This is a genomic window from Rhodococcus sp. OS5 (assembly GCF_056837585.1).
Map to the genome: position 1 here is coordinate 2,014,938 of NZ_CM166368.1, position 22,524 is coordinate 2,037,461.

A 22,524-nucleotide genomic window follows, 5' to 3' on the forward strand; every position below is an offset into this window, starting at 1 on the left:
CATGTTGATCCCACGGCGGGTCAAGCACCGCAAGCAGCACCACCCGAGCCGTTCGGGTGCCGCCAAGGGCGGTACCCAGGTGACCTTCGGTGACTACGGCATCCAGGCTCTCGAGCCTGCCTACATCACCAACCGGCAGATCGAGTCCGCTCGTATCGCCATGACTCGGCACATCAAGCGTGGCGGCAAGATCTGGATCAACATCTTCCCGGATCGCCCCCTCACGAAGAAGCCGGCCGAAACCCGAATGGGTTCCGGTAAGGGTTCGCCCGAGTGGTGGATTGCCAACGTCAAGCCCGGACGCGTTCTGTTCGAGATGACATACCCCAACGAGGAGATTGCTCGCGAGGCCCTGCGCCGCGCGATGCACAAGCTCCCGTGCAAGTGCCGGATCGTGACCAGAGAGGAGCAGTTCTGATGGCTACTGGAACCCCAGCAGCAGAGCTCCGCGAGCTCAGTGAAGACGAGCTGGTCACCCGGCTCCGTGAGTCGAAGGAAGAGCTTTTCAACCTTCGTTTCCAGATGGCTACCGGCCAGATGGACAACAACCGACGACTGCGCACCGTTCGTCACGAGATCGCGCGCATCTACACCGTCCTGCGTGAGCGTGAGCTCGGACTCGCTGTGGGTCCGGATGCAGGTGACGCGGCATGAGTGAGGAAAAAGCAGTGAGCACAGAAGAGCGCGCGAGCCGTAAGGTCCGTGTCGGATACGTCGTGTCCGACAAGATGGAAAAGACGATCGTGGTCGAGCTCGAAGACCGCGTCAAGCACAAGCTCTACGGCAAGATCATCCGCCGTACGACCAAGGTGAAGGCGCACGACGAGAACGGCGTTGCCGGCGTCGGCGACCGCGTTCAGCTGATGGAAACCCGTCCGCTGTCCGCGACGAAGCACTGGCGTCTGGTCGAGGTCCTCGAAAAGGCCAAGTAAGCCTGATCGAATCCTCGAGCTGATCGAGTATCACCGAATGGCCCGCTTCCCCTTGGGGGAGTGGGCCATTCGGCTTTCCGCGGGCTTTCGAGGCTTTCCGGGCGAAGGGTCCGAGTTGCGTCGAGTACGGCTGATTTGGTATTCGGTGAACCCTTCCCTACAATAGAACGGTTGCCTGTGGCAGAGGTGTGTCTTCACGTGCGCAGCTCGAACGGTGCTTGCAGTGATCGTCTCCCGACGTCAGTCGGTGGGACTGCAGCTCAGACACGACGCAGGTGGCAACAATGACCGCGCGCACCGGGTCGGTAATCCGTTGCGCACGAAATTCCAGGTCTAGGGAGATCAAGTGATTCAGCAGGAGTCGCGAGTTCGCGTCGCTGATAACACGGGTGCCAAGGAAATCCTTTGCATCCGCGTTCTCGGCGGTTCGTCACGTCGCTACGCCGGGATCGGTGACGTCATCGTCGCCACCGTCAAGGACGCAATCCCCGGTGGAAACATCAAGAAGGGTGAGGTCGTCAAGGCCGTCATCGTTCGCACGACCAAGGAGCGCCGTCGTCCGGACGGTTCCTACATCAAGTTCGACGAGAACGCTGCAGTGCTCATCAAGGCTGACAGTGATCCCCGTGGAACCCGCATCTTCGGACCCGTCGGCCGTGAGCTGCGCGAGAAGAAGTTCATGAAGATCGTTTCGCTTGCCCCGGAGGTGCTGTGATGAAGGTGCACAAGGGTGACACCGTTCTGGTCATCGCCGGCAAGGACAAGGGCGCGAAGGGCAAGGTCATTCAGGCCTACCCCGCGACCGACAAGGTCCTCGTCGAAGGCGTGAACCGAATCAAGAAGCACACCGCGGTTTCCGCGAACGAGCGCGGAGCATCCTCCGGCGGCATCGTCACGCAGGAAGCCCCGATCCACGTTTCCAACGTTGCAGTCGTCGACTCGGACGGAAACCCCACCCGCGTGGGCTACCGCACCGACGAAGAGTCCGGCAAGCGCGTTCGGATTTCCCGGAAGAACGGGAAGGACATCTGACATGACCTCCACCGAAAACAAGGTCCAGCCGCGCCTCAAGGCACGCTACCGCGCTGAGATCAAGGACGCGCTCAACAGCGAGTTCGACTACTCGAACGTCATGCAGATCCCCGGCGTCGTCAAGGTTGTCGTCAACATGGGCGTCGGCGACGCCGCCCGTGACGCCAAGCTGATCAACGGCGCTGTCCATGACCTGTCGCTGATCACGGGCCAGAAGCCCGAGATCCGCAAGGCACGTAAGTCCATCGCGCAGTTCAAGCTCCGCGAAGGTATGCCCATCGGCGCACGCGTCACCCTCCGTGGCGACCGCATGTGGGAGTTCCTGGACCGCCTCGTGTCTGTCGCTCTGCCCCGTATCCGCGACTTCCGTGGTCTCTCGGGCAACCAGTTCGACGGCAACGGCAACTACACGTTCGGCCTCAACGAGCAGTCGATGTTCCACGAGATCGACGTGGACAAGATCGATCGCCCCCGCGGCATGGACATCACCGTCGTGACCACCGCAACCAACAACGAAGAAGGCCGTGCACTGCTCAAGCACCTCGGCTTCCCGTTCAAGGAGAACTGAGCGCATGGCTAAGAAGGCATTGGTCAACAAGGCCAACAAGAAGCCCAAGTTCGCGGTTCGCGCCTACACCCGCTGCCAGCGGTGCGGTCGCCCGCACTCGGTGTTCCGCAAGTTCGGCTTGTGCCGTATCTGCGTTCGCGAGATGGCTCACGCCGGCGAGCTTCCCGGAGTTCGCAAGAGCTCTTGGTGATCTGAGGCCCTCGGGCTTCGTCACACCACGCATGTGAATGGGCGTGGGTTCCTTTGGAACCCACGCCCATTCGTGGTTTCCATCAAGATGCGTGTCGAGCCGATCCTGAAAAGAACTGTCCCGCTGCGACTCTGGTTGAAAGCGATCATCGTTCGTCGGTGTCGTTCTTCTGTGCCGAACGAGCAGTTCAGATTTCGGGGTGCGTCGATACCGTCCCGATCAGCGACCTTCGGGTGGCGGTGGGGGAGGTGACATGGCATCCCGGTGGACACCTGCGCCAAAGTTCCCTACACTAGAGCGGTTGCCGTGGCTGACGCATGCGTTCAGCTCGGTGCGGTAACTTACGCCGTCTGACACAAGTCGGACGGCCCAGCCGAATTGCTGGAGGCCCACGATCGGATTCGTCCGGTGTTGCATGGGAACCACAGCGAGAAAGGTGTCGAGGTCGACCTATGACCATGACTGACCCCATCGCAGACTTCTTGACGCGTCTGCGCAACGCCAACACGGCGTACCACGATGAGGTGAAGCTTCCCCACTCGAAGATCAAGGCGAACATCGCCGAGATCCTCAAGCGCGAGGGCTACATCTCCGATTTCCGTACCGAAGACGCAGAGGTCGGCAAGACCCTCATCGTCGATCTGAAGTACGGTCCCAGCCGCGAGCGTAGCCTCGCCGGCGTGCGTCGCGTTTCCAAGCCCGGTCTCCGGGTTTACGCGAAGTCCACCAACCTGCCCAAGGTCCTCGGAGGCCTCGGCGTGGCCATCATCTCCACGTCGTCCGGTCTGCTCACCGATCGCCAGGCGGCCAATCAAGGAGTAGGCGGGGAAGTCCTCGCCTACGTCTGGTAAGGGAGGCCACCACAATGTCGCGTATTGGAAAGATTCCGGTCACCGTCCCCGCGGGCGTTGACGTCACGATCAGCGGCCAGGATGTCACCGTCAAGGGTCCCAAGGGCACCCTCGCGCTGACCATCTCCGAGCCCATCGCAATCGAAAAGGCAGAGGACGGCTCGCTGAGCGTCACGCGCCCCGACGACGAGCGTCGTAGCCGCGCGCTGCACGGTCTGTCGCGGACCCTGGTTGCGAACATCATCACCGGTGTCACCGAGGGTTACACGAAGAAGATGGAGATCCACGGTGTTGGTTACCGTGTGGCACTGAAGGGCAAGGACCTCGAGTTCGCGCTCGGCTTCAGCCACCCGGTGCCGATCGAGGCTCCTGAAGGCATCACCTTCGTCGTCGAGTCGCCCACCCGGTTCTCGGTGTCCGGCATCGACAAGCAGAAGGTCGGGCAGATCTCGGCCAACATCCGTCGTCTCCGTCGTCCGGACCCGTACAAGGGTAAGGGCGTGCGTTACGAGGGTGAGCAGATCCGCCGCAAGGTCGGAAAGACGGGTAAGTGATATGAGCCAGACTGCAAACCAGAAAGCCAAGCGGATTCCGCTGGGCAAGGATGCGTCCACCAAGCGTCGTCTCTCGAAGACGCGTCGTCACTTCCGTCTCCGCAAGAAGGTCTCCGGCACGCCCGAGCGTCCCCGCTTGGTCGTCAACCGGTCCTCGCGCCACATCCACGTCCAGCTCGTGGACGACCTGGCCGGCCACACCCTGGCCTCCGCGTCGACCATCGAAGCAGACGTGCGCGTGGCAGAAGGCGACAAGAAGGCTGCGAGCGCGAAGGTCGGTCAGCTGATCGCCGAGCGCGCCAAGGCTGCCGGCGTGGAAGCAGTTGTCTTCGACCACGGCGGACACGGCTACCACGGTCGCATCGCGGCCCTGGCAGACGCGGCTCGCGAAGGCGGGTTGAAGTTCTGATGACCAACATTTTCAACGGAAGGACAGCCTGATGCCGGGACGTCAAAGGCGTGACGGCGGAAGCGGACCCGCCGGACAGAATGGCCCCAACAGCGGTGACAACAGCAACGCTCGTGGGGACAACCGTGGTGGCGGCCGTGACCGTCGCGACGGTGGCCGTGGCGGAAACGCTGCGGAGAAGTCACAGTTCATCGAGCGCGTTGTCACGATCAACCGCGTTTCCAAGGTCGTCAAGGGTGGTCGTCGCTTCAGCTTCACCGCTCTGGTGATCGTCGGAGACGGCAACGGACTGGTCGGCGTCGGCTACGGAAAGGCCAAGGAAGTTCCCGCGGCCATCCAGAAGGGTGTCGAGGAGGCTCGCAAGAGCTTCTTCCGCGTCCCGATGATCGCCAACACCATCACTCACCCCGTTCAGGGTGAGGCTGCTGCCGGCATCGTCATGCTTCGCCCGGCAAGCCCCGGTACCGGTGTTATCGCCGGTGGCGCTGTGCGCGCCGTGCTGGAGTGCGCTGGTATCGCGGACATCCTGTCGAAGTCGCTCGGTAGCGACAACGCCATCAACGTCGTGCATGCGACCGTTGCTGCGCTCAAGGGTCTGCAGCGTCCCGAGGAAGTTGCGGCTCGCCGCGGCCTCACCCTCGAAGAGGTTGCACCCGCCGGCATGCTTCGCGCTCGCGCACAGGCTGCTGGGAGTGTGAAGTAATGGCAGATCTCAAGGTCACTCAGATCAAGAGCATCATCGGGACCAAGCAGAACCAGAAGGATTCTCTGCGCACGCTGGGTCTCAAGGGCATCCGTCAGACCGTTGTTCGTGAGGACAACGCACAGAACCGCGGTCTGATCAACGTGGTGCGCCACCTCGTAACAGTTGAGGAGGTCTAACCATGACCATCAAACTGCACCACCTGCGCCCCGCTCCGGGATCCAAGTCCAACAAGATTCGTGTTGGACGCGGTGAGGGCGGCAAGCGTGGTAAGACCGCAGGTCGCGGTACCAAGGGCACCAAGGCACGTAACACCGTGCGCGTGGGCTTCGAGGGTGGACAGATGCCGCTTCACATGCGTCTGCCCAAGCTCAAGGGCTTCACGAACCCGTTCCGCGTCGAGTACCAGGTCGTCAATGTCGGCGACATCGCCCGTCTGTTCCCCGAAGGTGGAGCAATCACGGTCGAGGATCTCGTCGCCAAGGGCGCAGTCCGCAAGAACCAGCTCGTCAAGGTTCTGGGCGACGGCGAACTGACAGTTGCCGTTCAGGTGACCGTCGACAAGTTCACCGGTTCCGCCAAGGAAAAGATTGCTGCTGCCGGTGGTTCCGCCACCGAGCTGTGAGTGATCACGCGTAGCTAGTCCGATGGCCGCAGCGCAGCGTTTGCTGCGGTGCGGCCATCGGCGTCTACGAGGTCGTGTCACAGGTACGAGGTCTTGTCACAGACTGGTCGTGCATGCTCGGACGGGCCAGTATTCTGGTCACCGAGTGGCAAATGTATCTTCGGCTTACCCGGTTTTCGTGGTCTGCCCGCCTAGTTCCCAAATGCTCACTGTTAGAGTTCAAAAGTTCGACAGGTCAAAACGATCTGTCTCCCTACCGTCGTGCCAGGAGGATCTTTGCTTTCCGCCTTCGTCTCGGCCCTCAGGACCCCAGACCTGAGGCGGAAGATCCTCTTCACCCTCGGCTTGGTGGCTCTGTATCGGGTCGGCGCTCTCATCCCGTCCCCAGGTGTCGACTACGGCCGTGTGCGTCAGTGCATCGATATCGCCAACTCCGGTGACTCAGCAGGTATCTACTCGCTGATCAACCTGTTCTCCGGCGGCGCTCTACTGCAGATGTCGATCTTTGCGATCGGCATCATGCCGTACATCACGGCGAGCATCATCGTGCAGCTGCTGACCGTGGTGATTCCGAAGTTCGAGGAACTTCGGAAAGAAGGCCAGTCCGGCCAGGCCAAGATGACGCAGTACACGCGTTACCTGTCCATTGCTCTGGCAATCCTGCAGTCGACCGGCATCGTCGCTCTTGCGGCACGCGGACAGTTGCTCCAGGGCTGTGACGACATCATCGCCGACAAGTCGATCTTCGGTCTTGTCATCATCGTGCTGGTCATGACTGCCGGTGCTGCCATGGTCATGTGGTTCGGCGAGGTCATCACCGAACGTGGCGTCGGCAACGGTATGTCCCTCCTCATCTTCGCCGGTATCGCATCGCGTATCCCGAGCGAGGGCAAGGCAATCCTCGACAGCCGTGGTCCGCTGGTCTTCGCCTTCGTCTGCCTCGCAGCGCTGCTGATCATCGCCGGTGTCGTCTTCGTCGAGCAGGGTCAGCGTCGTATCCCGGTGCAGTACGCGAAGCGGATGGTCGGACGCAAGATGTACGGCGGTTCCTCGACGTACCTGCCTCTGAAGGTGAACCAGGCCGGCGTCATCCCGGTGATCTTCGCGTCTTCACTGCTGTACCTCCCGAACTTGATTGCACAGCTGACTTCGGCCAGTACAGCGGTCGACCCCAGTTGGTGGCAGCGCCTCATCAACACCTACCTGGTGAATCCGGCCAACCCGGTGTACATCGCGATCTACTTCGGCCTGATCGTCTTCTTCACGTACTTCTACGTCGCCATCACCTTCAATCCCGAAGAGCGCGCCGACGAGATGAAGAAGTTCGGCGGCTTCATCCCCGGTATCCGACCCGGTCAGCCGACCGCGGACTACCTCAACTACGTGCTGAGTCGCATCACCCTTCCGGGTGCGATTTACCTCGGCACCATTGCTGTTCTGCCCAACCTGTTCCTCGACATCGGGAACGGCGGCGGCGCGCAGAACCTGCCGTTCGGTGGCACCGCGGTGCTGATCATGGTCAGCGTCGGCCTGGACACCGTGAAGCAGATCGAGAGTCAGCTAATGCAGCGTAACTATGAAGGGTTCCTCAAGTGAGACTTGTCCTCCTTGGTCCTCCCGGTGCCGGCAAGGGCACCCAGGCCGCTATCTTGTCCGAGAAGTTCGGCGTTCCCCATATCTCCACGGGTGATCTCTTCCGCGCGAACATCGGTCAGGCCACCGCTCTCGGTGTGGAAGCAAAGAAGTACATCGACGCCGGCGAACTCGTACCGAGCTCGATCACCAACGACATGGTGAAGGCTCGCGTCGCAGAACCGGACGCAGCAAACGGTTTCCTTCTCGACGGATTTCCGCGCTCGGTCGAACAGGCTCAGGCACTCGAGGGAATCTTGAAGGATCTCGACACCAAGCTCGACGGTGTCCTCTCCTTCGTCGTCGACGAGGACATCGTGGTCGAGCGTATGCTCGCCCGCGGTCGTGCCGACGACACCGAGGACGTCATTCGCAACCGACTCCGGGTCTACCGCGACGAGACGTCACCGCTGTTCGATTACTACAAGGACAGCATCGTCTCCGTCGACGCGATCGGCGAGGTCGAAGAGGTCAACGCTCGCGCACTGGCAGCGTTGGGTAAGTAATGGTCTTCGGGCGCAAACGCAAGGTTGTTCCGTTCCGCTCCGCGGGCGAACTCGACGCGATGGCTGCTGCCGGCGCGATCGTGGGTTCGGCTCTGGTGGCGGTTCGCGCTGCGGCGAAGCCCGGTGTCAGCACTTTGGAATTGAACGCGGTCGCTGAATCCGTCATTCGTGACGCCGGCGCCGTGCCCTCGTTCCTCGGGTACCACGGCTTCACCGGCTCGATCTGCTCTTCGGTCAACGATCGCGTCGTTCACGGAATCCCTTCAGCTCAGGACATCCTGGCTGAAGGCGACCTGGTTTCCATCGACTGTGGCGCGATCCTCGACGGATGGCACGGTGACTCCGCTTGGACGTTCGGTGTCGGTGAGATCAGCGTCGCCGATCAGGAGCTCAGCGAAGCCACTCGGCTTTCTATGGAAGCCGGGATCGCGGCAATGATCGCCGGCAACCGTCTGACGGATGTTTCGCACGCGATCGAGGTCGGCACTCATGCCGCCGAGAAGTTGCACGGTCGTTCCTACGGCATCGTCGACGGATACGGCGGACACGGAATCGGCCGGGAAATGCACATGGATCCGTTCCTCGCCAATGAAGGTGCCCCGGGTAAGGGTCCTGAACTGGTTGTCGGATCGTGCCTGGCGATTGAGCCGATGCTCACGCTCGGCACCACCGACACGGTGATTCTCGACGACGACTGGACCGTTGTGACGACCGACGGGTCCCGTGCGGCGCACTGGGAACACACTGTCGCAGTGACCGAAGACGGTCCGCGGATTCTGACACTCCGGCCGGAGTAGTCGACACAGTCGCTGACAAGTGTTGGCAGCGAGCATGATTCATGTTCGAGAAGTCCCAGCCTCATTTCGAGGCTGGGACTTTTTCGATGGGGGAGCGGTGTGCGTCGTCACCCTGACCGGAGGCGCATTTGGCCTGGTCGTTTACATCGCGTAACATGGCTAGGCGGTGCGCTATGCGCGTCGATAGTTCGTGTGCCTACGCCCGGATCGCTCCGGGATCGGGCTTTCGAACTGCCGACGATCTTTCCATTGCGTGCCAATGTAACGGAAGCCGATGCACGAAGCATGCCAAACCAAACGGATCGCGGAGGATATGGCTAAGAAAGACGGGGCCATCGAGGTCGAAGGACGAGTAGTCGAGCCGCTGCCCAATGCGATGTTCCGCATTGAGCTCGAGAATGGCCACAAGGTCCTCGCCCACATCAGCGGAAAGATGCGTCAGCACTACATTCGCATCCTCCCGGAAGATCGCGTTGTCGTAGAGCTCTCGCCCTACGATTTGTCGCGCGGACGCATCGTTTACCGCTACAAGTAACGAACTTCCCGGACCTGACCTGGGTCAGGGAGAAGTATGTCTGCCGCGGTTCATCGCGGCGGGCTGCGACAAAACAGGAGATCAGAAGACGTGAAGGTTCAGCCGAGCGTCAAGAAGATCTGCGAGAAGTGCAAAGTGATTCGCCGTAACGGTCGAGTCATGGTGATCTGCGAGAACCTGCGTCACAAGCAGCGTCAGGGCTAGATCTAGCTTTTCGAAGATCTGCTTGGCAACAAGCAAAGAAGACCTCCCAGTACCAGCCATTGTTGACGAGACCCCACGCGATCGTTCACCGATCGCCAAGGTCGGACAATGGTTCACCCCCGGCACGGAGGCCGGGGCCCCACTGAGTTAGTTGATGAGATCATCTGCGCCTTCGGGCGTCGGTACTCGGCAAGAGGCACAGGGGAAGGGCTGGGAGCAGACCTCCGCACACCGATAAGGAAATGCCACCATGGCACGTCTCTCTGGTGTTGATCTTCCTCGCGAAAAGCGCATGGAGATCGCACTGACATACATCTACGGCATCGGCCGTACCCGCTCCAAGGAAATCCTTGACGCCACCGGCGTCAGCCCGGATCTCCGGAGCAAGGACCTCTCGGACGAGGACCTGGCAAAGCTCCGCGAGTACATCGAGGAGTCGCTCAAGGTCGAGGGTGACCTTCGCCGCGAGGTTCAGGCCGACATCCGTCGCAAGATCGAGATCGGCTGCTACCAGGGCCTGCGCCACCGTCGTGGTCTGCCCGTGCGTGGTCAGCGCACCAAGACCAACGCCCGTACCCGTAAGGGTCCGAAGCGCACCATTGCCGGCAAGAAGAAGGCGAAGTAATGCCCCCGAAGTCACGTAGCACCGGTCCGAAGAAGACCCAGAAGACGCGTCGCAGGGATAAGAAGAACATCCCGCACGGCGCCGCTCACATCAAGAGCACCTTCAACAACACCATCGTGTCCATCACGGACCCCGCCGGAAATGTCATTTCCTGGGCGTCTTCGGGACACGTCGGCTTCAAGGGTTCGCGTAAGTCGACTCCCTTCGCCGCTCAGCTTGCTGCTGAGAGCGCTGCCCGTAAGGCGCAGGAGCACGGTGTCAAGAAGGTTGACGTCTTCGTCAAGGGACCGGGATCCGGTCGCGAGACCGCAATCCGTTCCCTCCAGGCCGCTGGCCTCGAGGTCGGCACCATTTCCGATGTAACCCCCCAGCCGCACAACGGCTGCCGTCCGCCCAAGCGGCGTCGGGTATAGCGGGAAGGATAGGTAGAAGAAAATGGCACGTTATACCGGACCCATCACCCGCAAGTCGCGTCGTCTGCGCGTCGACCTCGTTGGAGGCGACCAGGCATTCGAGCGTCGCCCGTACCCGCCCGGACAGCACGGCCGCGCGCGTATCAAGGAGAGCGAGTACCTGCTCCAGCTGCAGGAGAAGCAGAAGGCTCGCTTCACCTACGGCGTCATGGAGAAGCAGTTCCGCCTGTACTACAAGGAGGCGAACAACCGCCCCGGCAAGACCGGCGAGAACCTGCTTCGCATCCTCGAGTCGCGTCTCGACAACGTCGTGTACCGCGCAGGCCTCGCTCGCACGCGCCGTCAGGCACGTCAGCTGGTCACGCACGGTCACCTTCTCGTGAACAACAAGAAGGTCGACATCCCGAGCTACCGCGTCTCGCAGTACGACATCATCGATGTCAAGGAGAAGTCGCTCTCCACGCTTCCGTTCCAGGTTGCGCGTGAGACCGTCGGCGATCGCCCGGTTCCCGGGTGGCTGCAGGTTGTCGGCTCGCGTCTGCGGATCCTGGTTCACCAGCTTCCCGAGCGCGCGCAGATCGACATTGCTCTGCAGGAACAGCTCATCGTCGAGTACTACTCGAAGTAAGGCGCTTCGCACCCCGTGAGTGGTTGAGGAGTCTCCGGACTCCTCAACCACTCACAGGGCCGCAGGCCCTTTCCCATCGTGGGCGTCAAATAGTGGACGTCCGTACAGGAGGAAATACCAATGCTCATTTCTCAGCGACCCACGCTGACCGAAGAGGTCATCGCTGATAACCGCTCGAAGTTCGTCATCGAGCCCCTGGAGCCAGGTTTCGGGTACACGCTCGGCAATTCGCTGCGCCGCACGCTGCTCTCGTCGATCCCCGGCGCTGCTGTCACCAGCATCCGTATCGACGGCGTTCTCCACGAGTTCACCACCGTCCCGGGCGTGAAGGAAGATGTCACCGACATCATCCTGAACCTCAAGGGCCTCGTCGTGAACTCCGAAGAGGACGAGCCGGTCACCATGTACGTCCGCAAGCAGGGCCCCGGCGCTGTTACTGCAGGCGACATCGTGCCCCCGGCAGGCGTCACCGTGAACAACCCTGATCTGCACATCGCCACCCTGAACGACAAGGGAAAGCTGGAGATCGAGCTCGTAGTCGAGCGCGGTCGCGGCTATGTCCCCGCCGTTCAGAACAAGGCGTCCGGCGCAGAGATCGGCCGTATCCCGGTCGACTCGATCTACTCGCCGGTGCTCAAGGTCACCTACAAGGTGGAGGCCACTCGCGTCGAACAGCGCACCGACTTCGATCGGCTCGTTCTCGACGTGGAAACGAAGAACTCCATCACCGCACGGGACGCGCTCGCTTCGGCGGGCAAGACCCTGGTTGAGCTCTTCGGCCTGGCCCGTGAGCTGAACGTCGAAGCAGAAGGAATCGAGATCGGACCCTCGCCTGCCGAGGCCGATCACATCGCTTCCTTCGGACTCCCCATCGAGGATCTGGACCTCACGGTCCGCTCCTACAACTGCCTCAAGCGCGAAGGTGTTCACACCGTCGGTGAGCTTGTCGGCCGTACCGAGTCCGATCTGCTCGACATCCGCAACTTCGGACAGAAGTCCATCGACGAGGTCAAGGTCAAGCTGCATTCGCTCGGCCTGTCCCTCAAGGACAGCCCCGCATCCTTCGATCCCACCACCGTTGCCGGCTACGACGCCGCCACCGGAACGTGGAGTGACACTGATGCCGGTTCCTTCGGCGATGCCGAAGGTACCGAGGACTACGCCGAGACCGAACAGCTGTAGCAGCTCAGGTCCTTTACTAGGAGATCATCATGCCCAAGCCCAAGAAGGGTGCCCGCTTCGGCGGGTCGGCTTCCCACCAGAAGGCGATTTTCGCCAATCTGGCTACCGCGCTCTTCGAGCACGGTCGCATCACCACCACCGAGTCCAAGGCCAAGGCACTGCGCCCCTACGCCGAGAAGCTCGTCACGCACGCAAAGGCCGGCACGCTGGCTCACCGTCGTGAGGTGCTGAAGGTCATCCGCAACAAGGATGTCGTTCACACCCTGTTCGCCGAGATCGGCCCGTTCTACGCGGACCGTAACGGTGGATACACCCGCATCATCAAGACGATCCCCCGCAAGGGTGATAACGCTCCGATGGCAATCATCGAGCTCGTCAAGGAAAAGACCGTCACCTCCGAGGCTGACCGCGCTCGTCGCGTCAAGTCCTCGCAGGAAGCTCCCGCCGCAGAGAACGTCGTCGAGGCCGTAGAGGCCGACGCGACCGAGGCTGAGGTCGAGAACGCTGACGCAGTCGTCGAGGCCATCGAGAACGAGACCGCAACTGCGGCCGACGCTCCCGAGGCCGAAGAGGCCAAGAAGGACTAGTCTCCCTTGGTTTCGGCACATGCTGAATCGAACGAGCCCGCCGCCCCCATCGGGGACGGCGGGCTCGTTCGATTGCGGCTCGACATCTCCTACGACGGCACCGACTTCTCGGGTTGGGCCCGCCAGACCGATCTGCGCACCGTGTGCGGTGAGATCGAAGACAAGTTGGGAACGGTGCTTCGACGCCCGGTTCAGTTGACCGTTGCCGGTCGAACCGACGCCGGTGTCCACGCCACCGGTCAGGTAGCGCACGTCGACGTTCCGGGAGAGTTGCTCCCGGACGATCCGTCGCGACTCGTGCGCAGACTTGCACGATTTCTGCCCAAGGACGTTCGGGTCAAACAGATATCGGTGGTTCCGGGTGACTTCGATGCGCGCTTCTCCGCGATGCGACGTTATTACGAGTACCGGGTGACCAACGCGGCGTTCGGAGTGGAGCCACTACGCGCACGCGACACCGTCTCGTATCCCAAACCACTCGATCTCGGAGCGATGCAGGAAGCGTCGAATCGGCTGCTGGGTCTGCACAACTTCGCGGCATTCTGCAAGCGTCGAGAAGGCGCCACGACGGTGCGGGAGCTGCAGCGTTTCGACTGGAGCCAAGAGGGCACGGTGTTCACGGCGTACGTGAATGCCGATGCGTTCTGCTGGTCGATGGTTCGCAGTCTTGTCGGCGCAGTCCTCTCCGTCGGTGAGGGACGGCGCACCGCCGACTGGGTGGCAGGTTTGCTCGACGAAACTTCGCGGTCCAGTTCCATCCTCGTTGCGCCGGCGCACGGACTTTCGTTGGTCCGCGTGGACTACCCCGACTACTCGGAACTGGCTGCCCGCAACGCGATTACCCGTGAGACCCGCGAGATTCCGTCTTCGGGTGGATGCTGCGGCGACTGAACTTCACCATGCAAAATGCCCTCCCATTCTGTGTGGGAGGGCATTCGTATCGGGGGGGCTATCCCGCCAGTTGGCGCGCGATGACCAATCGCTGAATCTGGTTGGTGCCCTCGAAGATCTGCGTGATCTTGGCCTCGCGCATGTAGCGCTCGACGGGGAAGTCCTGGGTGTATCCGTACCCGCCGAATACCTGAACGGCGTCGGTGGTGACCTTCATTGCCGCGTCGGTGGCCACGAGCTTGGCGACGCTCGCGTTGCGTGAATACGGAACTCCGGCGTCGCGGCGGCGGGCTGCATCGAGGTAGGTGGCTCGCGCGGAGTCGACTGCGGCAGCCATGTCCGCGAGCACGAAACCGAGTCCCTGGTGATCGATGATCCGCTTGCCGAATGCCTTGCGCTCCTTCGCGTAAGCGACCGCGTCGTCGAGCGCGCCTTGAGCGATTCCGACGGCAACGGCAGCGATTCCGAGTCGGCCGGAGTCGAGAGCGCTGAAGGCAATCGGCAGCCCCTGGCCGCGCTGACCGATCAATCGCTCCTCAGGAATGAAGGCGTCGTCGTAGTTCGCGGAGGCAGTGGGGACCGCGCGTAGCCCCATCTTCTCTTCGGGTTTTCCGAAGCTGAGGCCTTCGGTGTCCTTGTCCACCAGGAGGCAGGAGACGCCGCGTGAACCGTCGTCACTGGTGCGTGCGAAGAGGTTGTAGAAGTCCGCCTTGCCGCCGTTGGTGATCCAGGCTTTCGAACCGTTGACGCGGTAGCCACCGTCGGTGGGCGTCGCCTTGCACGACAACGCGGCGGCGTCGGATCCGGCCTGCGCTTCGGAAAGGCTGTACGCGCCGATGGTGTTGCCGCCCAGCATGTCCGGTAGCCAGCGGTTCTTCTGTTCGTCGGTGCCGAAGGTGAACAGCGGGAAGCACGACAGGCTGTGCACGCTCACCGCCACTGCAACCGCTGCCCAGCGTGAGGCGATCTCTTCGAGCACTTGGAGGTACACCTCGTACGGCTGATCGCCGCCGCCGAACTCCTCGGGATACGGAAGGCTCAGCAGACCCGCCTGTCCGAGTGCGGGGAACACTCCGTCTGGATACTTCTCGGCCTTCTCGTATTCGTTGACCTTGGGCGCGAGTACCTTGTCCGCGACATCACGCGTCAGTTCGATGAGATCGCGAGCTTCTTGGCTGGGCATCAGGCGTTCGACGGGCACGGTCGGCTCCTAGCTAGGTAATAGTACTGAGAACGATACTGCAGTACTGTTGTAGGTATGGCAAGGCTGGTTCACAAGACGACTGCGCGCAGGGCAGAGTTGTTCGATCAATTGGTCGAACTGTTCTTGAGCGAGGGTTTCGCCCACCTCACGCTCGACGAGATCTCAGCTCGTCTGCACTGCTCCAAGAGCACCTTGTACACCGTGGCGGCCGGCAAAGAGGATCTGGTGCGGGCGGTGACAGTGCACTTCTTCCGGGCGGCGACCGATGCAGTGGAGAGTGCAGTCGCCGCCGAAACGGCCCCGACTCGTCGAGTCGCGGTGTATCTCGAAGCAGTGGGTGATCGGCTGTCCGCGGCGTCCAGTCAGTTCATGGAAGACCTGGCCGAATCGGTGTCGGCGAGCCAGGTCTACGAGAAGAACACGTCGATCGCTGCTGATCGTGTGCGATCGCTCATCGTCGAGGGGGTCGATTCGGGCGCATTCCGGCAGGTACACGCATCATTTGTCGCCGATGCCGCTGCGGCGACGATGGTTCGGATCCAGCAACGCGCGGTCTACCGGGCAACTGGTCTGGACGATGCCAGCGCTTATCGGGAACTGGCAGCACTCATCACGGACGGGATCACTGCGTGATCAGTCGCTAGCATCGACGTTCATGGCACCTTTGAACGTCGAAGTCATCGTAGGTTCGGTCCGCGAGGGGCGAATGGGACGAGCAGTGGCGGACTGGTTTGTCGAGCGCGCAACCGCGAACCCGTCGTGGAACGTATCGGTGATCGACCTCAGAGAGCTGTCGTTGCCCCAGGATTTCTCGGATTCACCTGCCACGGAGGTTTTCCGCCGGCGAATCGGGCGCGCCGACGCTGTTGTCGCCGTGACCTCCGAATACAACCACGGGTATCCGGCTGCTCTCAAGACCGCATTCGATTCGGTGAAACACGAGTGGCGTGCCAAGCCGATCGGATTCGTGTCCTACGGCGGGATTTCAGGTGGTGTTCGGGCCGTCGAGCAACTGAGGCAAGTGGTGGCGGAGTTGCACATGGTCTCGGTGCGTCAAAGCGTGACCATTCACCGGGTGCGTAAGCAATTCGGACACGAGCCGTACGGCGTGGATTCGATTGCGATCGATGCAAGCGAGAAGATGATTCGTGAATTGGATTGGTGGGGAAGCGGATTGCGGATGCAACGTGCAAGTGATCCCTATCCCGGCTGATCTTGGACATACGCGATCACGCCATCTGGTGAGCGTCGCCGGCTCGTGGACGGCCGATGAACGATGTCTCGGAAGCGATGGTCACGAGAGTCAGGTCGACGCGTGTACGGCCGGTTTCGACCGTGATCTTGTCACCGAGTGCGAATGGCTGGACTATCGAGATTTCAGGGTCGACCCGAGGCCATTGGCGTGGATGTCCGTACACATAGATTGCGGTCACGCCGGCACGCGGAGATAACCCCTCGACGCCGTCGAACACGACAGTGTTGAAGGCGCCCTCAGGCCCACCGCCCTGCCCGGACACGCGGAGTCGGTCAGGCACTCCCATCGAGTCGGTGAGCGCGGTCCACGCTTGCGGTCGATCGGTGTGGACGAGTACCAGTGCGCCGGTCGCGATGGCTCGAAAGATCAACTGCTGAGCCAGATAGAGTTCGCCGGCGACAAGAACGGTGTTGACGCCCGGCCCCGAAATTCTGGCCGCGACACCGTGCCCGTTTCGGTCCGAGCCGATGAGTTGGCCGCACCCGGCAAGGGGTAGAGCGAGTGAGTCGAGTGTGCCCCCGTCCATGCGAACGCCCGGCGTGATGCCGTCCAGCGCGGCCAATGCGGTTGGCAAGTTGGTCAGCAATCCGTCGCGCTGGCGCCCACGTAGCGAGACCAAACCGGCCAGCGGTGCGTTCTCAGGTGGATTGCGCGTGGTGAAGCGACATGTCGCACTGACCTTCGCCTCTCCGCGTTGTCCGGTGGGTCGTAACCGAATTGTCACGGACGTCCCGACCGTTGCCACTGCCCACACTCGGGTCAGGGTCGCAGTGGTGATGAAACGGGGTTCGATCCCAAATCCGACGTTGGACACGCCAGGCAAGGGGGTACTTCGCCACGTTTCGGTGACCTCGTGGCCGGCCACTCCTCTTGTCACCTGGGCAGTGGACGACGCGATCTCCGGTGCGGTCAGGATCCGCGCCTTGCACCCCGCTGAATCGAGCACCCGGATGACACGATTGGCGGCAACAGCTATCGCGCGGCCGGCGCCCTGTTCGCCCCCGCCCCGGCGTTCGACTGCTGCACCACCCTCCAGCGCGTCGAAACGTAGTGCAAGCCAAACACTTCTGGTGGCGGTGGCTGGTAGTGGTCCGATGAGACGTTCGTAGACTTCGGTGGCAGGCGTTCCCGACGCGGCGCGGTATCCGTGACTGACGATGTCGATGCCGGTGAGTGAGATGTCGTGCTGATAGAGACAATTGGCGAGGGCTGCCGTGGGCAGAAGGTGGGAAGCGTCGAACGAATGACGGCCGATCCTGGTCAGGTAGTCGCGTGGGGGAGCGATCTCGACGACAGCGACGAGCGAAGATCCGTCCACTCGGAGCCCGATGGACTGCTCGGAGGGAGTGTGAAAACTGACGATCGTGCTGCGGTCGACGTCCTTGCGGTGCAGATAGCGAAAGTACCTGACAATCCAGGACATTACCGACCAACCGCCCACATGAAGCAGCATTGATCCGGCAACCACACAACCGATTGCCAGCGCCCAGAACCAATCGAGCCCACTGGCCATCGCGATTCCGCCCGCACCGATTCCGAAAATCTGTGCCGGCACGAACTCGCGCGTCGAAATCCTGTGTGACGACGGCCAATGCTTCAACCGCGATCGGTCCACGGTTCCTCCCCGATACCTGACCTGCGAACTACCCGAAAATTTCCGCCCCAGCGGAACTGTACTGTGTCTTCGCAAGGGGATGTAAGGCACGGGGGGAATGATGGCTGCGACACCTACCACGCGCTGGCAGGTCAACGGGTACCGATTCTTGGTCAGGCGGATGGAACATGCGCTGGTCAGACGAGACGTGCGGATGCTTCACGATCCGATGCGATCACAGTCGCGCGCGTTCACCGTCGGAATAGTCCTCGCTGCACTGGGATTGGCGGGTTGCGCTGTACTCGCTCTGTTTCGGCCACAGGACAGAATCGGCGATGCAGAGATCGTCGTTGCAAAGGAATCGGGCGCGATGTTCGTCGCCATGGAGGGTACGTTTCGCCCTGTGCTGAACTTGGCCTCCGCACGACTGATTCTGGGTTCGCCAGGAAAACCGGCAATAGTCAAGGCATCCGAGGTCGAGGCGAAACCCCGGGGCGCGCTCGTCGGCATTCCCGGCGCACCGTCCGCGCTGCCGGAATCGGCCGACCCTACCAACGCCGCGTGGACGGTGTGCGATTCCGTCGGATCCGACGGGAGAAAATCGTTGACGACTTCGGTCCTGGTCGGCTCGTCCAATGTCGGCGAAAACACGACATATCTGACGAATGACCGTGCATTCCTGGTGAAGTCGGGTTCCGATCACTTTCTCGTGTACGACGGGAAGCGAGCGGAAATCGATGTGGACGATCCGGCGATCATGCGGGCTTTGGGCCTGGAAGGAGCACAGGCGCGGCCGATCAGTATCGGATTCCTCAATTCGATTCCCGAAGTTCCGCGCATCGAGGCTCCGCGAATCCGCCAACTGGGATCGGCGCCCCGGTTTCCTCTGCAGAACAAGACTGTCGGCTCCGTCGTCCAGGTTTCGGTGGGTGCGGACCCGCAGTACTACGTGGTACTCGAGAACGGGATCCAGAAGATCGGTGCGGCGCTCGCCCAACTGATCTACTTTTCGGATTCGCAGGGCGCCACCGGGATCGCGAGCGTCACCCCTGATGCCATCAGTCGTATTCCCTCGGTGAGTGAGCTGGCCGTCGACTTGTTGCCGCGGGTGGTTCCGGAGATCGTCGATGATCACGGCGCACCTGTCGGCTGTCTGGAATGGGCTCCCGCACCTGCAGTCGAGGGCGGCGAAAGTAGTTCTGCAACGCTGAAACTTGTCGCTGGATTGCAGGTTCCGATCCCGGAGGGTGGCAAGTTGGTGTCCTTGGCGCAGGCGGACGGATCGGGTGACAATCTCGACAACGTCCATGTCGAACAGGGATTCGGCGGATTTGTTCAAGCGACCGGAATCGAGACGAACAGCACCAGGCACGACGGAGTGTTCTACGTAGCCGATACCGGTGTGAAGTACGGCGTACCGGACGAAACCTCCGCTCGCGCGCTCGGATTGACGCGAACGCCTGATCGCGCGCCTTGGCAGATTCTCGACCTGCTTGCATCAGGTCCCGCGCTCGAGAAGAGCAATGCACTGATAGCTCACGACGGAATCGCCCCCGATACAGCGCCGGCCGCTCCGGTGAACTGAACACTGCTGACGGTTCAGGGATCGATGTTCTGGCGTTCGGGAAGATGCCGACGAATTACTCGACGAAGAGGCATCGATGCCAACAGCGTCAGTAGGGCGAGGGTGCCGACCGTTCCGGCTCCGACGAGTGCCGTGTCGCGAGATCGGTTGTCGGGGGTCGGCGGCGTGGGTAGGGGATCGATCGACACCGACTGATGGTTGACCTTGACGCGTTCTCCTGGGGCCAATTCGCCCGTCACTGCCGCAAGTGGATCGATGACGCCGTGACCGACGTAGGGATTCCAACCCTGCGCCGGAGCGTGGGCGGTGGCTTCGATACGTTGCATGACCTGAGGCGCAGTCAGTTCCGGGTGAACCGACCGGACCAGTGCGGCGGTTGCCGCGACAAAGGGCGCAGCGAAACTGGTCCCGTTGAACGACTGTACGGCGCCGTCGGAGCCGTACACCCCGTTGGTCAGACCGGGCGACGTCGGGTGAAGTGAGGTGATTCCGGTGCCGGGCGCCGCCACGTCGACCCACGGACCGCCGAGGCTGAAGGAACTGGCGGCGCCATTGGGGTCTACCGACCCGACCGTGAGGACATAGTCGTCGTACCAAGCCGGACTGGCAATCGTCGCAACCGAGTTCCATGGATCGGCTAAGGGGTCGACGGGATCCGGCGGCGGATTCTGGTTCTTGCAACCTCCGGATCCGACGTTACCTGCAGCTGCGACGACTACGACGTTCTTCGCGATCGTGGCGTATTCGATTGCAGCGCCGAGTCGTTGGTCGTTGATCCCGTCCCCGGCAGGCTTGCAGGCGACTTCGGAGATGTTGATGACGCTTGCACCCATGTCCGCAGCGTGACGGACGGCCGATGCCATGGTGTCGACGTTTCCGTACCCGGATGAGTTCTCGGCTGCAGCAGGGTCTTCGCGTTGGCCGGCCACCGAGAAGGCGGCACTGGACTGCCTGATCGAAATTATCTGTGCGTCAGGCGCAGCTCCGGAGAATCCGGAACCCTCGACTTGCTGGGCGGCGATGAGACCGGCCACGACTGTTCCATGTGCGTCACAATCGTCGGTGCCGTCGGAGGTACCGACGTAATCACCGCCGCCGTCGAGCGATGGCAGCCGGGGATGTCTGCTGACACCGGTGTCGATGACGGCAATTCGCTGTCCGGCCCCTCTGGTGATCGGCCACACAGAATCGAATCCCAGATCTCGTTGAGAACGTGGAATGTCCGCATCGTCACCACCTGCCACGGCTGGGACGCACAGGGTTCGTTGTTCGGTGGGTTGTGGAGGTGCGGGCGGACCGTCCTCCGGCAGCATTGCAGGATCGATGGGGGAGGGAACCGCGCTCGATGCGCCACCTGCCCCGGCGAGAACGCTGAAGGCGACGATCACGAGACTGGCGCAGATGTTTGTTGCACGTCGAATCACCATCGATCACCGATCGCTCAGAGGCTACGCATGAGCGCGAAGAGGCCACTGACCCAGCAGATCAGCGGAACGATTGCTGCAATCGCAGCGAGGTCCAACAGCTCGGCAGCGCGTCGCATAACGGGGCTGAATGTGTTCTGGGGGGCGAGGATTCCCAGAATCAGTGCCAGGAGGAGAACGGTCATCGTGATGGCGAAGATGACCAATGCATGGTCGCGATGGGTCCATGCCATGTCGCCCAGGAGAACGAGAATCACCGAGATGCCTGCCGCGATGAGTGGCACAGCCTGCTGTGCGCCCGCGTAGGTGCGCCCGCGAAACATCAGCACGACGGCCGTCGCGAATGCGAGAGCAAGATTCGGCCAGACGATCCCCTGACCAGGCCAGGACCACGCGAGTGCGACGGCAGCGACGAGCGCGACCACTGACGTGGCCACGATCAGCCCGGTCAGATAGTTACGCGCCCGCCCTGCCCTTTCGGCCAACTCGGTCAGCCCGGGTAGTTCGGGTTCGGGCAGTTCGTCGCGGTCGTCGTCGAGGGGATTACTCGGCGTCGGAACAGGGGGAAGCGGTAGTCGCGCGAACAACATCGACAGTCGAGCGGTGAACGTGAGAACGATAAATGCGGCGGCAATCACCGCGCCGCTGACGGTCGCGGTGCGCGCCCCGGGAAGCGTGGTAGTGACGGCAAAGGTGCCCACCGCCGCGAGAAGGACGACGAGAAGTGCGGTGAAGACAGCTAATCCGGCGCCGCACAAGCGGAAGCAGATCAGAGTTACCGCAGCGGCAAATGCCGAACCGAGAAGCAGATGAGCCGAAAGAACAGTGCCGGGCACGCAGAGTGCGCCGGAGATGAACGCCAGTGGCACCGAAGCGCATCCGAGCGTGACGGAACTTGCAGAGTCTCCGTACACCCGCGCCGCCACGGCGGCGGCGACTGTGAGCACCAAAGACGTCACTCCGCCGCAGACGGCGCCGATCAGTCCCGTGTCGCCGAGGACCAGGGCGAGGGCCGCGACGAGCGCAGCGACGAGGGCGGCGGTCGAGCCGACAATGCGCGCGGTGACCGGAGTCCAGCGTCGGTAGACGTCCGCATCCGTGGCCGCGACGGTGTACATGATGTCGTCGAAGAGTGGGGGCGGGGCAGCGGTGTCCGAGGCCTCGAGTACGAGCAATTCTCCATCGCGGATTCCGTGCTCGTGCAGCGACAGCGTCGGTGCCAGCGGTGACCTGCCGACTTTCGACAGAGTCCAGTCGACGGGCTCGAATTGTTCGGTGGTGTGGTCGAACTCGTTGAAATTGCTGTGGTTGACAATTGTGTCCACAATGCCCGGAATGACCACGGTGAGTGGAACACGAAGCGGCACCGCAAGATCCACCTGCGAATGGGCTGAAAGTACCGTCAACCTGCACAGTTCGGCAGAATGACTCGCGCCTCGTCCGTTTCCGGTGTTCGCAGCGCTGGTTGTAGTGGTGCTGGTCAAGATCTGTCCCCTCCCATGACGCGATTCCCCCTTCGCGTCACCCCAGTTCACCCGAACAATACGACATGAACTGCGCGCCTGTATCGAAGACAGCGCCGACAACAGGTGGCACCG

The 22,524-nt window shown here is 62.0% G+C and carries 31 protein-coding genes; 27 read left to right on the plus strand and 4 right to left on the minus strand.

Annotated features, from left to right (window positions below; genetic code table 11):
• The first annotated feature begins 1 nt into the window (after position 1).
• The 24 genes from rplP to truA all read left to right on the plus strand — a co-directional run bounded on the left by rplP (position 2) and on the right by truA (position 13,864).
• Positions 2-418, plus strand: a complete 417-nt coding sequence (gene rplP, locus ACVZUB_RS09270; RefSeq protein WP_003940899.1) for a 50S ribosomal protein L16 — start codon at positions 2-4, stop codon at positions 416-418.
• The gene (rpmC, locus tag ACVZUB_RS09275; RefSeq protein ID WP_003940734.1) at positions 418-654 is read left to right on the plus strand and encodes a 50S ribosomal protein L29; all 237 of its coding nucleotides are present in this window, start codon (positions 418-420) and stop codon (positions 652-654) included. The genes rplP and rpmC overlap by 1 nt, the downstream gene beginning before the upstream one ends.
• Entirely contained in the window at positions 651-932 is a 282-nt protein-coding gene (rpsQ, locus tag ACVZUB_RS09280; RefSeq protein WP_003941020.1) for a 30S ribosomal protein S17, read from the plus strand. Before rpmC ends, rpsQ begins: the two co-directional genes overlap by 4 nt.
• Positions 933-1,278: 346 nt before the next feature.
• On the plus strand, positions 1,279-1,647 hold the full coding sequence (gene rplN, locus ACVZUB_RS09285; RefSeq protein WP_003940951.1) for a 50S ribosomal protein L14: 369 nt from the start codon (positions 1,279-1,281) through the stop codon (positions 1,645-1,647).
• Complete coding sequence (gene rplX, locus ACVZUB_RS09290; RefSeq protein WP_003941019.1) at positions 1,647-1,964, plus strand: 50S ribosomal protein L24; 318 nt, start codon at positions 1,647-1,649, stop codon at positions 1,962-1,964. The genes rplN and rplX overlap by 1 nt, the downstream gene beginning before the upstream one ends.
• A 1-nt stretch (position 1,965) precedes the next feature.
• Positions 1,966-2,532 carry a 50S ribosomal protein L5 gene (gene rplE, locus ACVZUB_RS09295; RefSeq protein ID WP_003940924.1) on the plus strand — a complete coding sequence of 189 codons (567 nt, stop codon included), beginning with the start codon at positions 1,966-1,968 and terminating at the stop codon, positions 2,530-2,532.
• Positions 2,533-2,536: 4 nt separating this feature from the next.
• Positions 2,537-2,722 carry a type Z 30S ribosomal protein S14 gene (locus tag ACVZUB_RS09300; protein WP_003940698.1) on the plus strand — a complete coding sequence of 62 codons (186 nt, stop codon included), beginning with the start codon at positions 2,537-2,539 and terminating at the stop codon, positions 2,720-2,722.
• A 452-nt stretch (positions 2,723-3,174) separates the two neighbouring features.
• Positions 3,175-3,573, plus strand: a complete 399-nt coding sequence (gene rpsH / locus ACVZUB_RS09305; RefSeq protein ID WP_003940873.1) for a 30S ribosomal protein S8 — start codon at positions 3,175-3,177, stop codon at positions 3,571-3,573.
• A gap of 14 nt (positions 3,574-3,587) precedes the next feature.
• On the plus strand, positions 3,588-4,127 hold the full coding sequence (rplF, locus tag ACVZUB_RS09310) for a 50S ribosomal protein L6 (protein WP_003940970.1): 540 nt from the start codon (positions 3,588-3,590) through the stop codon (positions 4,125-4,127).
• Between the two features lies 1 nt (position 4,128).
• The gene (rplR, locus tag ACVZUB_RS09315) at positions 4,129-4,536 is read left to right on the plus strand and encodes a 50S ribosomal protein L18 (protein ID WP_003940996.1); all 408 of its coding nucleotides are present in this window, start codon (positions 4,129-4,131) and stop codon (positions 4,534-4,536) included.
• Positions 4,537-4,567: 31 nt separating this feature from the next.
• Positions 4,568-5,239, plus strand: coding sequence for a 30S ribosomal protein S5 (gene rpsE, locus ACVZUB_RS09320; RefSeq protein WP_003940718.1), 672 nt, complete (start codon positions 4,568-4,570; stop codon positions 5,237-5,239).
• Positions 5,239-5,418, plus strand: coding sequence for a 50S ribosomal protein L30 (rpmD, locus tag ACVZUB_RS09325; RefSeq protein WP_003940751.1), 180 nt, complete (start codon positions 5,239-5,241; stop codon positions 5,416-5,418). The genes rpsE and rpmD overlap by 1 nt, the downstream gene beginning before the upstream one ends.
• Before the next feature lie 2 nt (positions 5,419-5,420).
• Positions 5,421-5,864 (plus strand): 50S ribosomal protein L15, encoded by a 444-nt coding sequence (gene rplO / locus ACVZUB_RS09330; protein ID WP_003940829.1) that lies wholly within the window; start codon positions 5,421-5,423, stop codon positions 5,862-5,864.
• 276 nt (positions 5,865-6,140) lie between these two features.
• Complete coding sequence (gene secY / locus ACVZUB_RS09335) at positions 6,141-7,460, plus strand: preprotein translocase subunit SecY (protein ID WP_003940773.1); 1,320 nt, start codon at positions 6,141-6,143, stop codon at positions 7,458-7,460.
• On the plus strand, positions 7,457-8,002 hold the full coding sequence (locus tag ACVZUB_RS09340) for an adenylate kinase (RefSeq protein ID WP_003940868.1): 546 nt from the start codon (positions 7,457-7,459) through the stop codon (positions 8,000-8,002). The genes secY and ACVZUB_RS09340 overlap by 4 nt, the downstream gene beginning before the upstream one ends.
• A complete protein-coding gene (gene map, locus ACVZUB_RS09345) occupies positions 8,002-8,799 on the plus strand; it encodes a type I methionyl aminopeptidase (protein WP_003940806.1) in 798 nt (265 codons plus the stop codon). Before ACVZUB_RS09340 ends, map begins: the two co-directional genes overlap by 1 nt.
• 313 nt (positions 8,800-9,112) lie before the next feature.
• Positions 9,113-9,334 carry a translation initiation factor IF-1 gene (infA, locus tag ACVZUB_RS09350; protein ID WP_003418601.1) on the plus strand — a complete coding sequence of 74 codons (222 nt, stop codon included), beginning with the start codon at positions 9,113-9,115 and terminating at the stop codon, positions 9,332-9,334.
• Between the two features lie 90 nt (positions 9,335-9,424).
• A complete protein-coding gene (gene rpmJ, locus ACVZUB_RS09355) occupies positions 9,425-9,538 on the plus strand; it encodes a 50S ribosomal protein L36 (protein WP_003938068.1) in 114 nt (37 codons plus the stop codon).
• Positions 9,539-9,788: 250 nt separating this feature from the next.
• The gene (rpsM, locus tag ACVZUB_RS09360) at positions 9,789-10,163 is read left to right on the plus strand and encodes a 30S ribosomal protein S13 (protein WP_003940834.1); all 375 of its coding nucleotides are present in this window, start codon (positions 9,789-9,791) and stop codon (positions 10,161-10,163) included.
• Positions 10,163-10,576 carry a 30S ribosomal protein S11 gene (gene rpsK / locus ACVZUB_RS09365; protein ID WP_003940683.1) on the plus strand — a complete coding sequence of 138 codons (414 nt, stop codon included), beginning with the start codon at positions 10,163-10,165 and terminating at the stop codon, positions 10,574-10,576. The genes rpsM and rpsK overlap by 1 nt, the downstream gene beginning before the upstream one ends.
• Before the next feature lie 22 nt (positions 10,577-10,598).
• On the plus strand, positions 10,599-11,204 hold the full coding sequence (gene rpsD, locus ACVZUB_RS09370) for a 30S ribosomal protein S4 (protein WP_003940769.1): 606 nt from the start codon (positions 10,599-10,601) through the stop codon (positions 11,202-11,204).
• A gap of 120 nt (positions 11,205-11,324) precedes the next feature.
• Entirely contained in the window at positions 11,325-12,386 is a 1,062-nt protein-coding gene (locus ACVZUB_RS09375) for a DNA-directed RNA polymerase subunit alpha (protein WP_003941016.1), read from the plus strand.
• A 29-nt stretch (positions 12,387-12,415) separates the two neighbouring features.
• Complete coding sequence (rplQ, locus tag ACVZUB_RS09380; protein ID WP_003940748.1) at positions 12,416-12,973, plus strand: 50S ribosomal protein L17; 558 nt, start codon at positions 12,416-12,418, stop codon at positions 12,971-12,973.
• Positions 12,974-12,979: 6 nt separating this feature from the next.
• Complete coding sequence (truA, locus tag ACVZUB_RS09385; protein WP_063316705.1) at positions 12,980-13,864, plus strand: tRNA pseudouridine(38-40) synthase TruA; 885 nt, start codon at positions 12,980-12,982, stop codon at positions 13,862-13,864.
• 58 nt (positions 13,865-13,922) lie between these two features.
• Here truA and ACVZUB_RS09390 read toward each other — a convergent pair whose 3' ends face one another.
• The gene (locus ACVZUB_RS09390) at positions 13,923-15,065 is read right to left on the minus strand and encodes an acyl-CoA dehydrogenase family protein (RefSeq protein ID WP_007728582.1); all 1,143 of its coding nucleotides are present in this window, start codon (positions 15,063-15,065) and stop codon (positions 13,923-13,925) included.
• 57 nt (positions 15,066-15,122) lie between these two features.
• On the opposite strand from ACVZUB_RS09390, the gene ACVZUB_RS09395 reads away from it, so the two are divergent.
• On the plus strand, positions 15,123-15,701 hold the full coding sequence (locus tag ACVZUB_RS09395) for a TetR/AcrR family transcriptional regulator (protein ID WP_003940885.1): 579 nt from the start codon (positions 15,123-15,125) through the stop codon (positions 15,699-15,701).
• A gap of 22 nt (positions 15,702-15,723) precedes the next feature.
• On the plus strand, positions 15,724-16,281 hold the full coding sequence (locus tag ACVZUB_RS09400; protein WP_003940967.1) for an NADPH-dependent FMN reductase: 558 nt from the start codon (positions 15,724-15,726) through the stop codon (positions 16,279-16,281).
• Positions 16,282-16,297: 16 nt separating this feature from the next.
• Here the strand turns inward: ACVZUB_RS09400 and eccE are convergent, their stop codons facing one another.
• Positions 16,298-17,938: a type VII secretion protein EccE gene (gene eccE, locus ACVZUB_RS09405; protein ID WP_054188119.1), complete on the minus strand. Its 1,641-nt coding sequence runs from the start codon at positions 17,936-17,938 to the stop codon at positions 16,298-16,300.
• A 97-nt stretch (positions 17,939-18,035) separates the two neighbouring features.
• On the opposite strand from eccE, the gene eccB reads away from it, so the two are divergent.
• Entirely contained in the window at positions 18,036-19,502 is a 1,467-nt protein-coding gene (gene eccB / locus ACVZUB_RS09410; RefSeq protein ID WP_082845801.1) for a type VII secretion protein EccB, read from the plus strand.
• Between the two features lie 14 nt (positions 19,503-19,516).
• Here eccB and mycP read toward each other — a convergent pair whose 3' ends face one another.
• Positions 19,517-20,929: a type VII secretion-associated serine protease mycosin gene (gene mycP / locus ACVZUB_RS09415; RefSeq protein WP_063316703.1), complete on the minus strand. Its 1,413-nt coding sequence runs from the start codon at positions 20,927-20,929 to the stop codon at positions 19,517-19,519.
• A 14-nt stretch (positions 20,930-20,943) separates the two neighbouring features.
• Complete coding sequence (gene eccD, locus ACVZUB_RS09420; RefSeq protein ID WP_209448511.1) at positions 20,944-22,410, minus strand: type VII secretion integral membrane protein EccD; 1,467 nt, start codon at positions 22,408-22,410, stop codon at positions 20,944-20,946.
• Positions 22,411-22,524: the final 114 nt, after the last annotated feature.

Bases quoted from the DNA above. Each gene is read 5' to 3' on its own strand.
- rplP (WP_003940899.1), top strand. From the start codon at position 2: ATGTTGATCCCACGGCGGGTCAAGCACCGCAAGCAGCACCACCCGAGC.
- rpmC (WP_003940734.1), top strand. From the start codon at position 418: ATGGCTACTGGAACCCCAGCAGCAGAGCTCCGCGAGCTCAGTGAAGAC.
- rpsQ (WP_003941020.1), top strand. From the start codon at position 651: ATGAGTGAGGAAAAAGCAGTGAGCACAGAAGAGCGCGCGAGCCGTAAG.
- rplX (WP_003941019.1), top strand. From the start codon at position 1,647: ATGAAGGTGCACAAGGGTGACACCGTTCTGGTCATCGCCGGCAAGGAC.
- rplE (WP_003940924.1), top strand. From the start codon at position 1,966: ATGACCTCCACCGAAAACAAGGTCCAGCCGCGCCTCAAGGCACGCTAC.
- ACVZUB_RS09300 (WP_003940698.1), top strand. From the start codon at position 2,537: ATGGCTAAGAAGGCATTGGTCAACAAGGCCAACAAGAAGCCCAAGTTC.
- rpsH (WP_003940873.1), top strand. From the start codon at position 3,175: ATGACCATGACTGACCCCATCGCAGACTTCTTGACGCGTCTGCGCAAC.
- rplF (WP_003940970.1), top strand. From the start codon at position 3,588: ATGTCGCGTATTGGAAAGATTCCGGTCACCGTCCCCGCGGGCGTTGAC.
- rplR (WP_003940996.1), top strand. From the start codon at position 4,129: ATGAGCCAGACTGCAAACCAGAAAGCCAAGCGGATTCCGCTGGGCAAG.
- rpsE (WP_003940718.1), top strand. From the start codon at position 4,568: ATGCCGGGACGTCAAAGGCGTGACGGCGGAAGCGGACCCGCCGGACAG.
- rpmD (WP_003940751.1), top strand. From the start codon at position 5,239: ATGGCAGATCTCAAGGTCACTCAGATCAAGAGCATCATCGGGACCAAG.
- rplO (WP_003940829.1), top strand. From the start codon at position 5,421: ATGACCATCAAACTGCACCACCTGCGCCCCGCTCCGGGATCCAAGTCC.
- map (WP_003940806.1), top strand. From the start codon at position 8,002: ATGGTCTTCGGGCGCAAACGCAAGGTTGTTCCGTTCCGCTCCGCGGGC.
- infA (WP_003418601.1), top strand. From the start codon at position 9,113: ATGGCTAAGAAAGACGGGGCCATCGAGGTCGAAGGACGAGTAGTCGAG.
- rpsM (WP_003940834.1), top strand. From the start codon at position 9,789: ATGGCACGTCTCTCTGGTGTTGATCTTCCTCGCGAAAAGCGCATGGAG.
- rpsK (WP_003940683.1), top strand. From the start codon at position 10,163: ATGCCCCCGAAGTCACGTAGCACCGGTCCGAAGAAGACCCAGAAGACG.
- rpsD (WP_003940769.1), top strand. From the start codon at position 10,599: ATGGCACGTTATACCGGACCCATCACCCGCAAGTCGCGTCGTCTGCGC.
- ACVZUB_RS09375 (WP_003941016.1), top strand. From the start codon at position 11,325: ATGCTCATTTCTCAGCGACCCACGCTGACCGAAGAGGTCATCGCTGAT.
- rplQ (WP_003940748.1), top strand. From the start codon at position 12,416: ATGCCCAAGCCCAAGAAGGGTGCCCGCTTCGGCGGGTCGGCTTCCCAC.
- ACVZUB_RS09395 (WP_003940885.1), top strand. From the start codon at position 15,123: ATGGCAAGGCTGGTTCACAAGACGACTGCGCGCAGGGCAGAGTTGTTC.
- ACVZUB_RS09400 (WP_003940967.1), top strand. From the start codon at position 15,724: ATGGCACCTTTGAACGTCGAAGTCATCGTAGGTTCGGTCCGCGAGGGG.
- eccB (WP_082845801.1), top strand. From the start codon at position 18,036: ATGATGGCTGCGACACCTACCACGCGCTGGCAGGTCAACGGGTACCGA.
- mycP (WP_063316703.1), bottom strand. From the start codon at position 20,929: ATGGTGATTCGACGTGCAACAAACATCTGCGCCAGTCTCGTGATCGTC.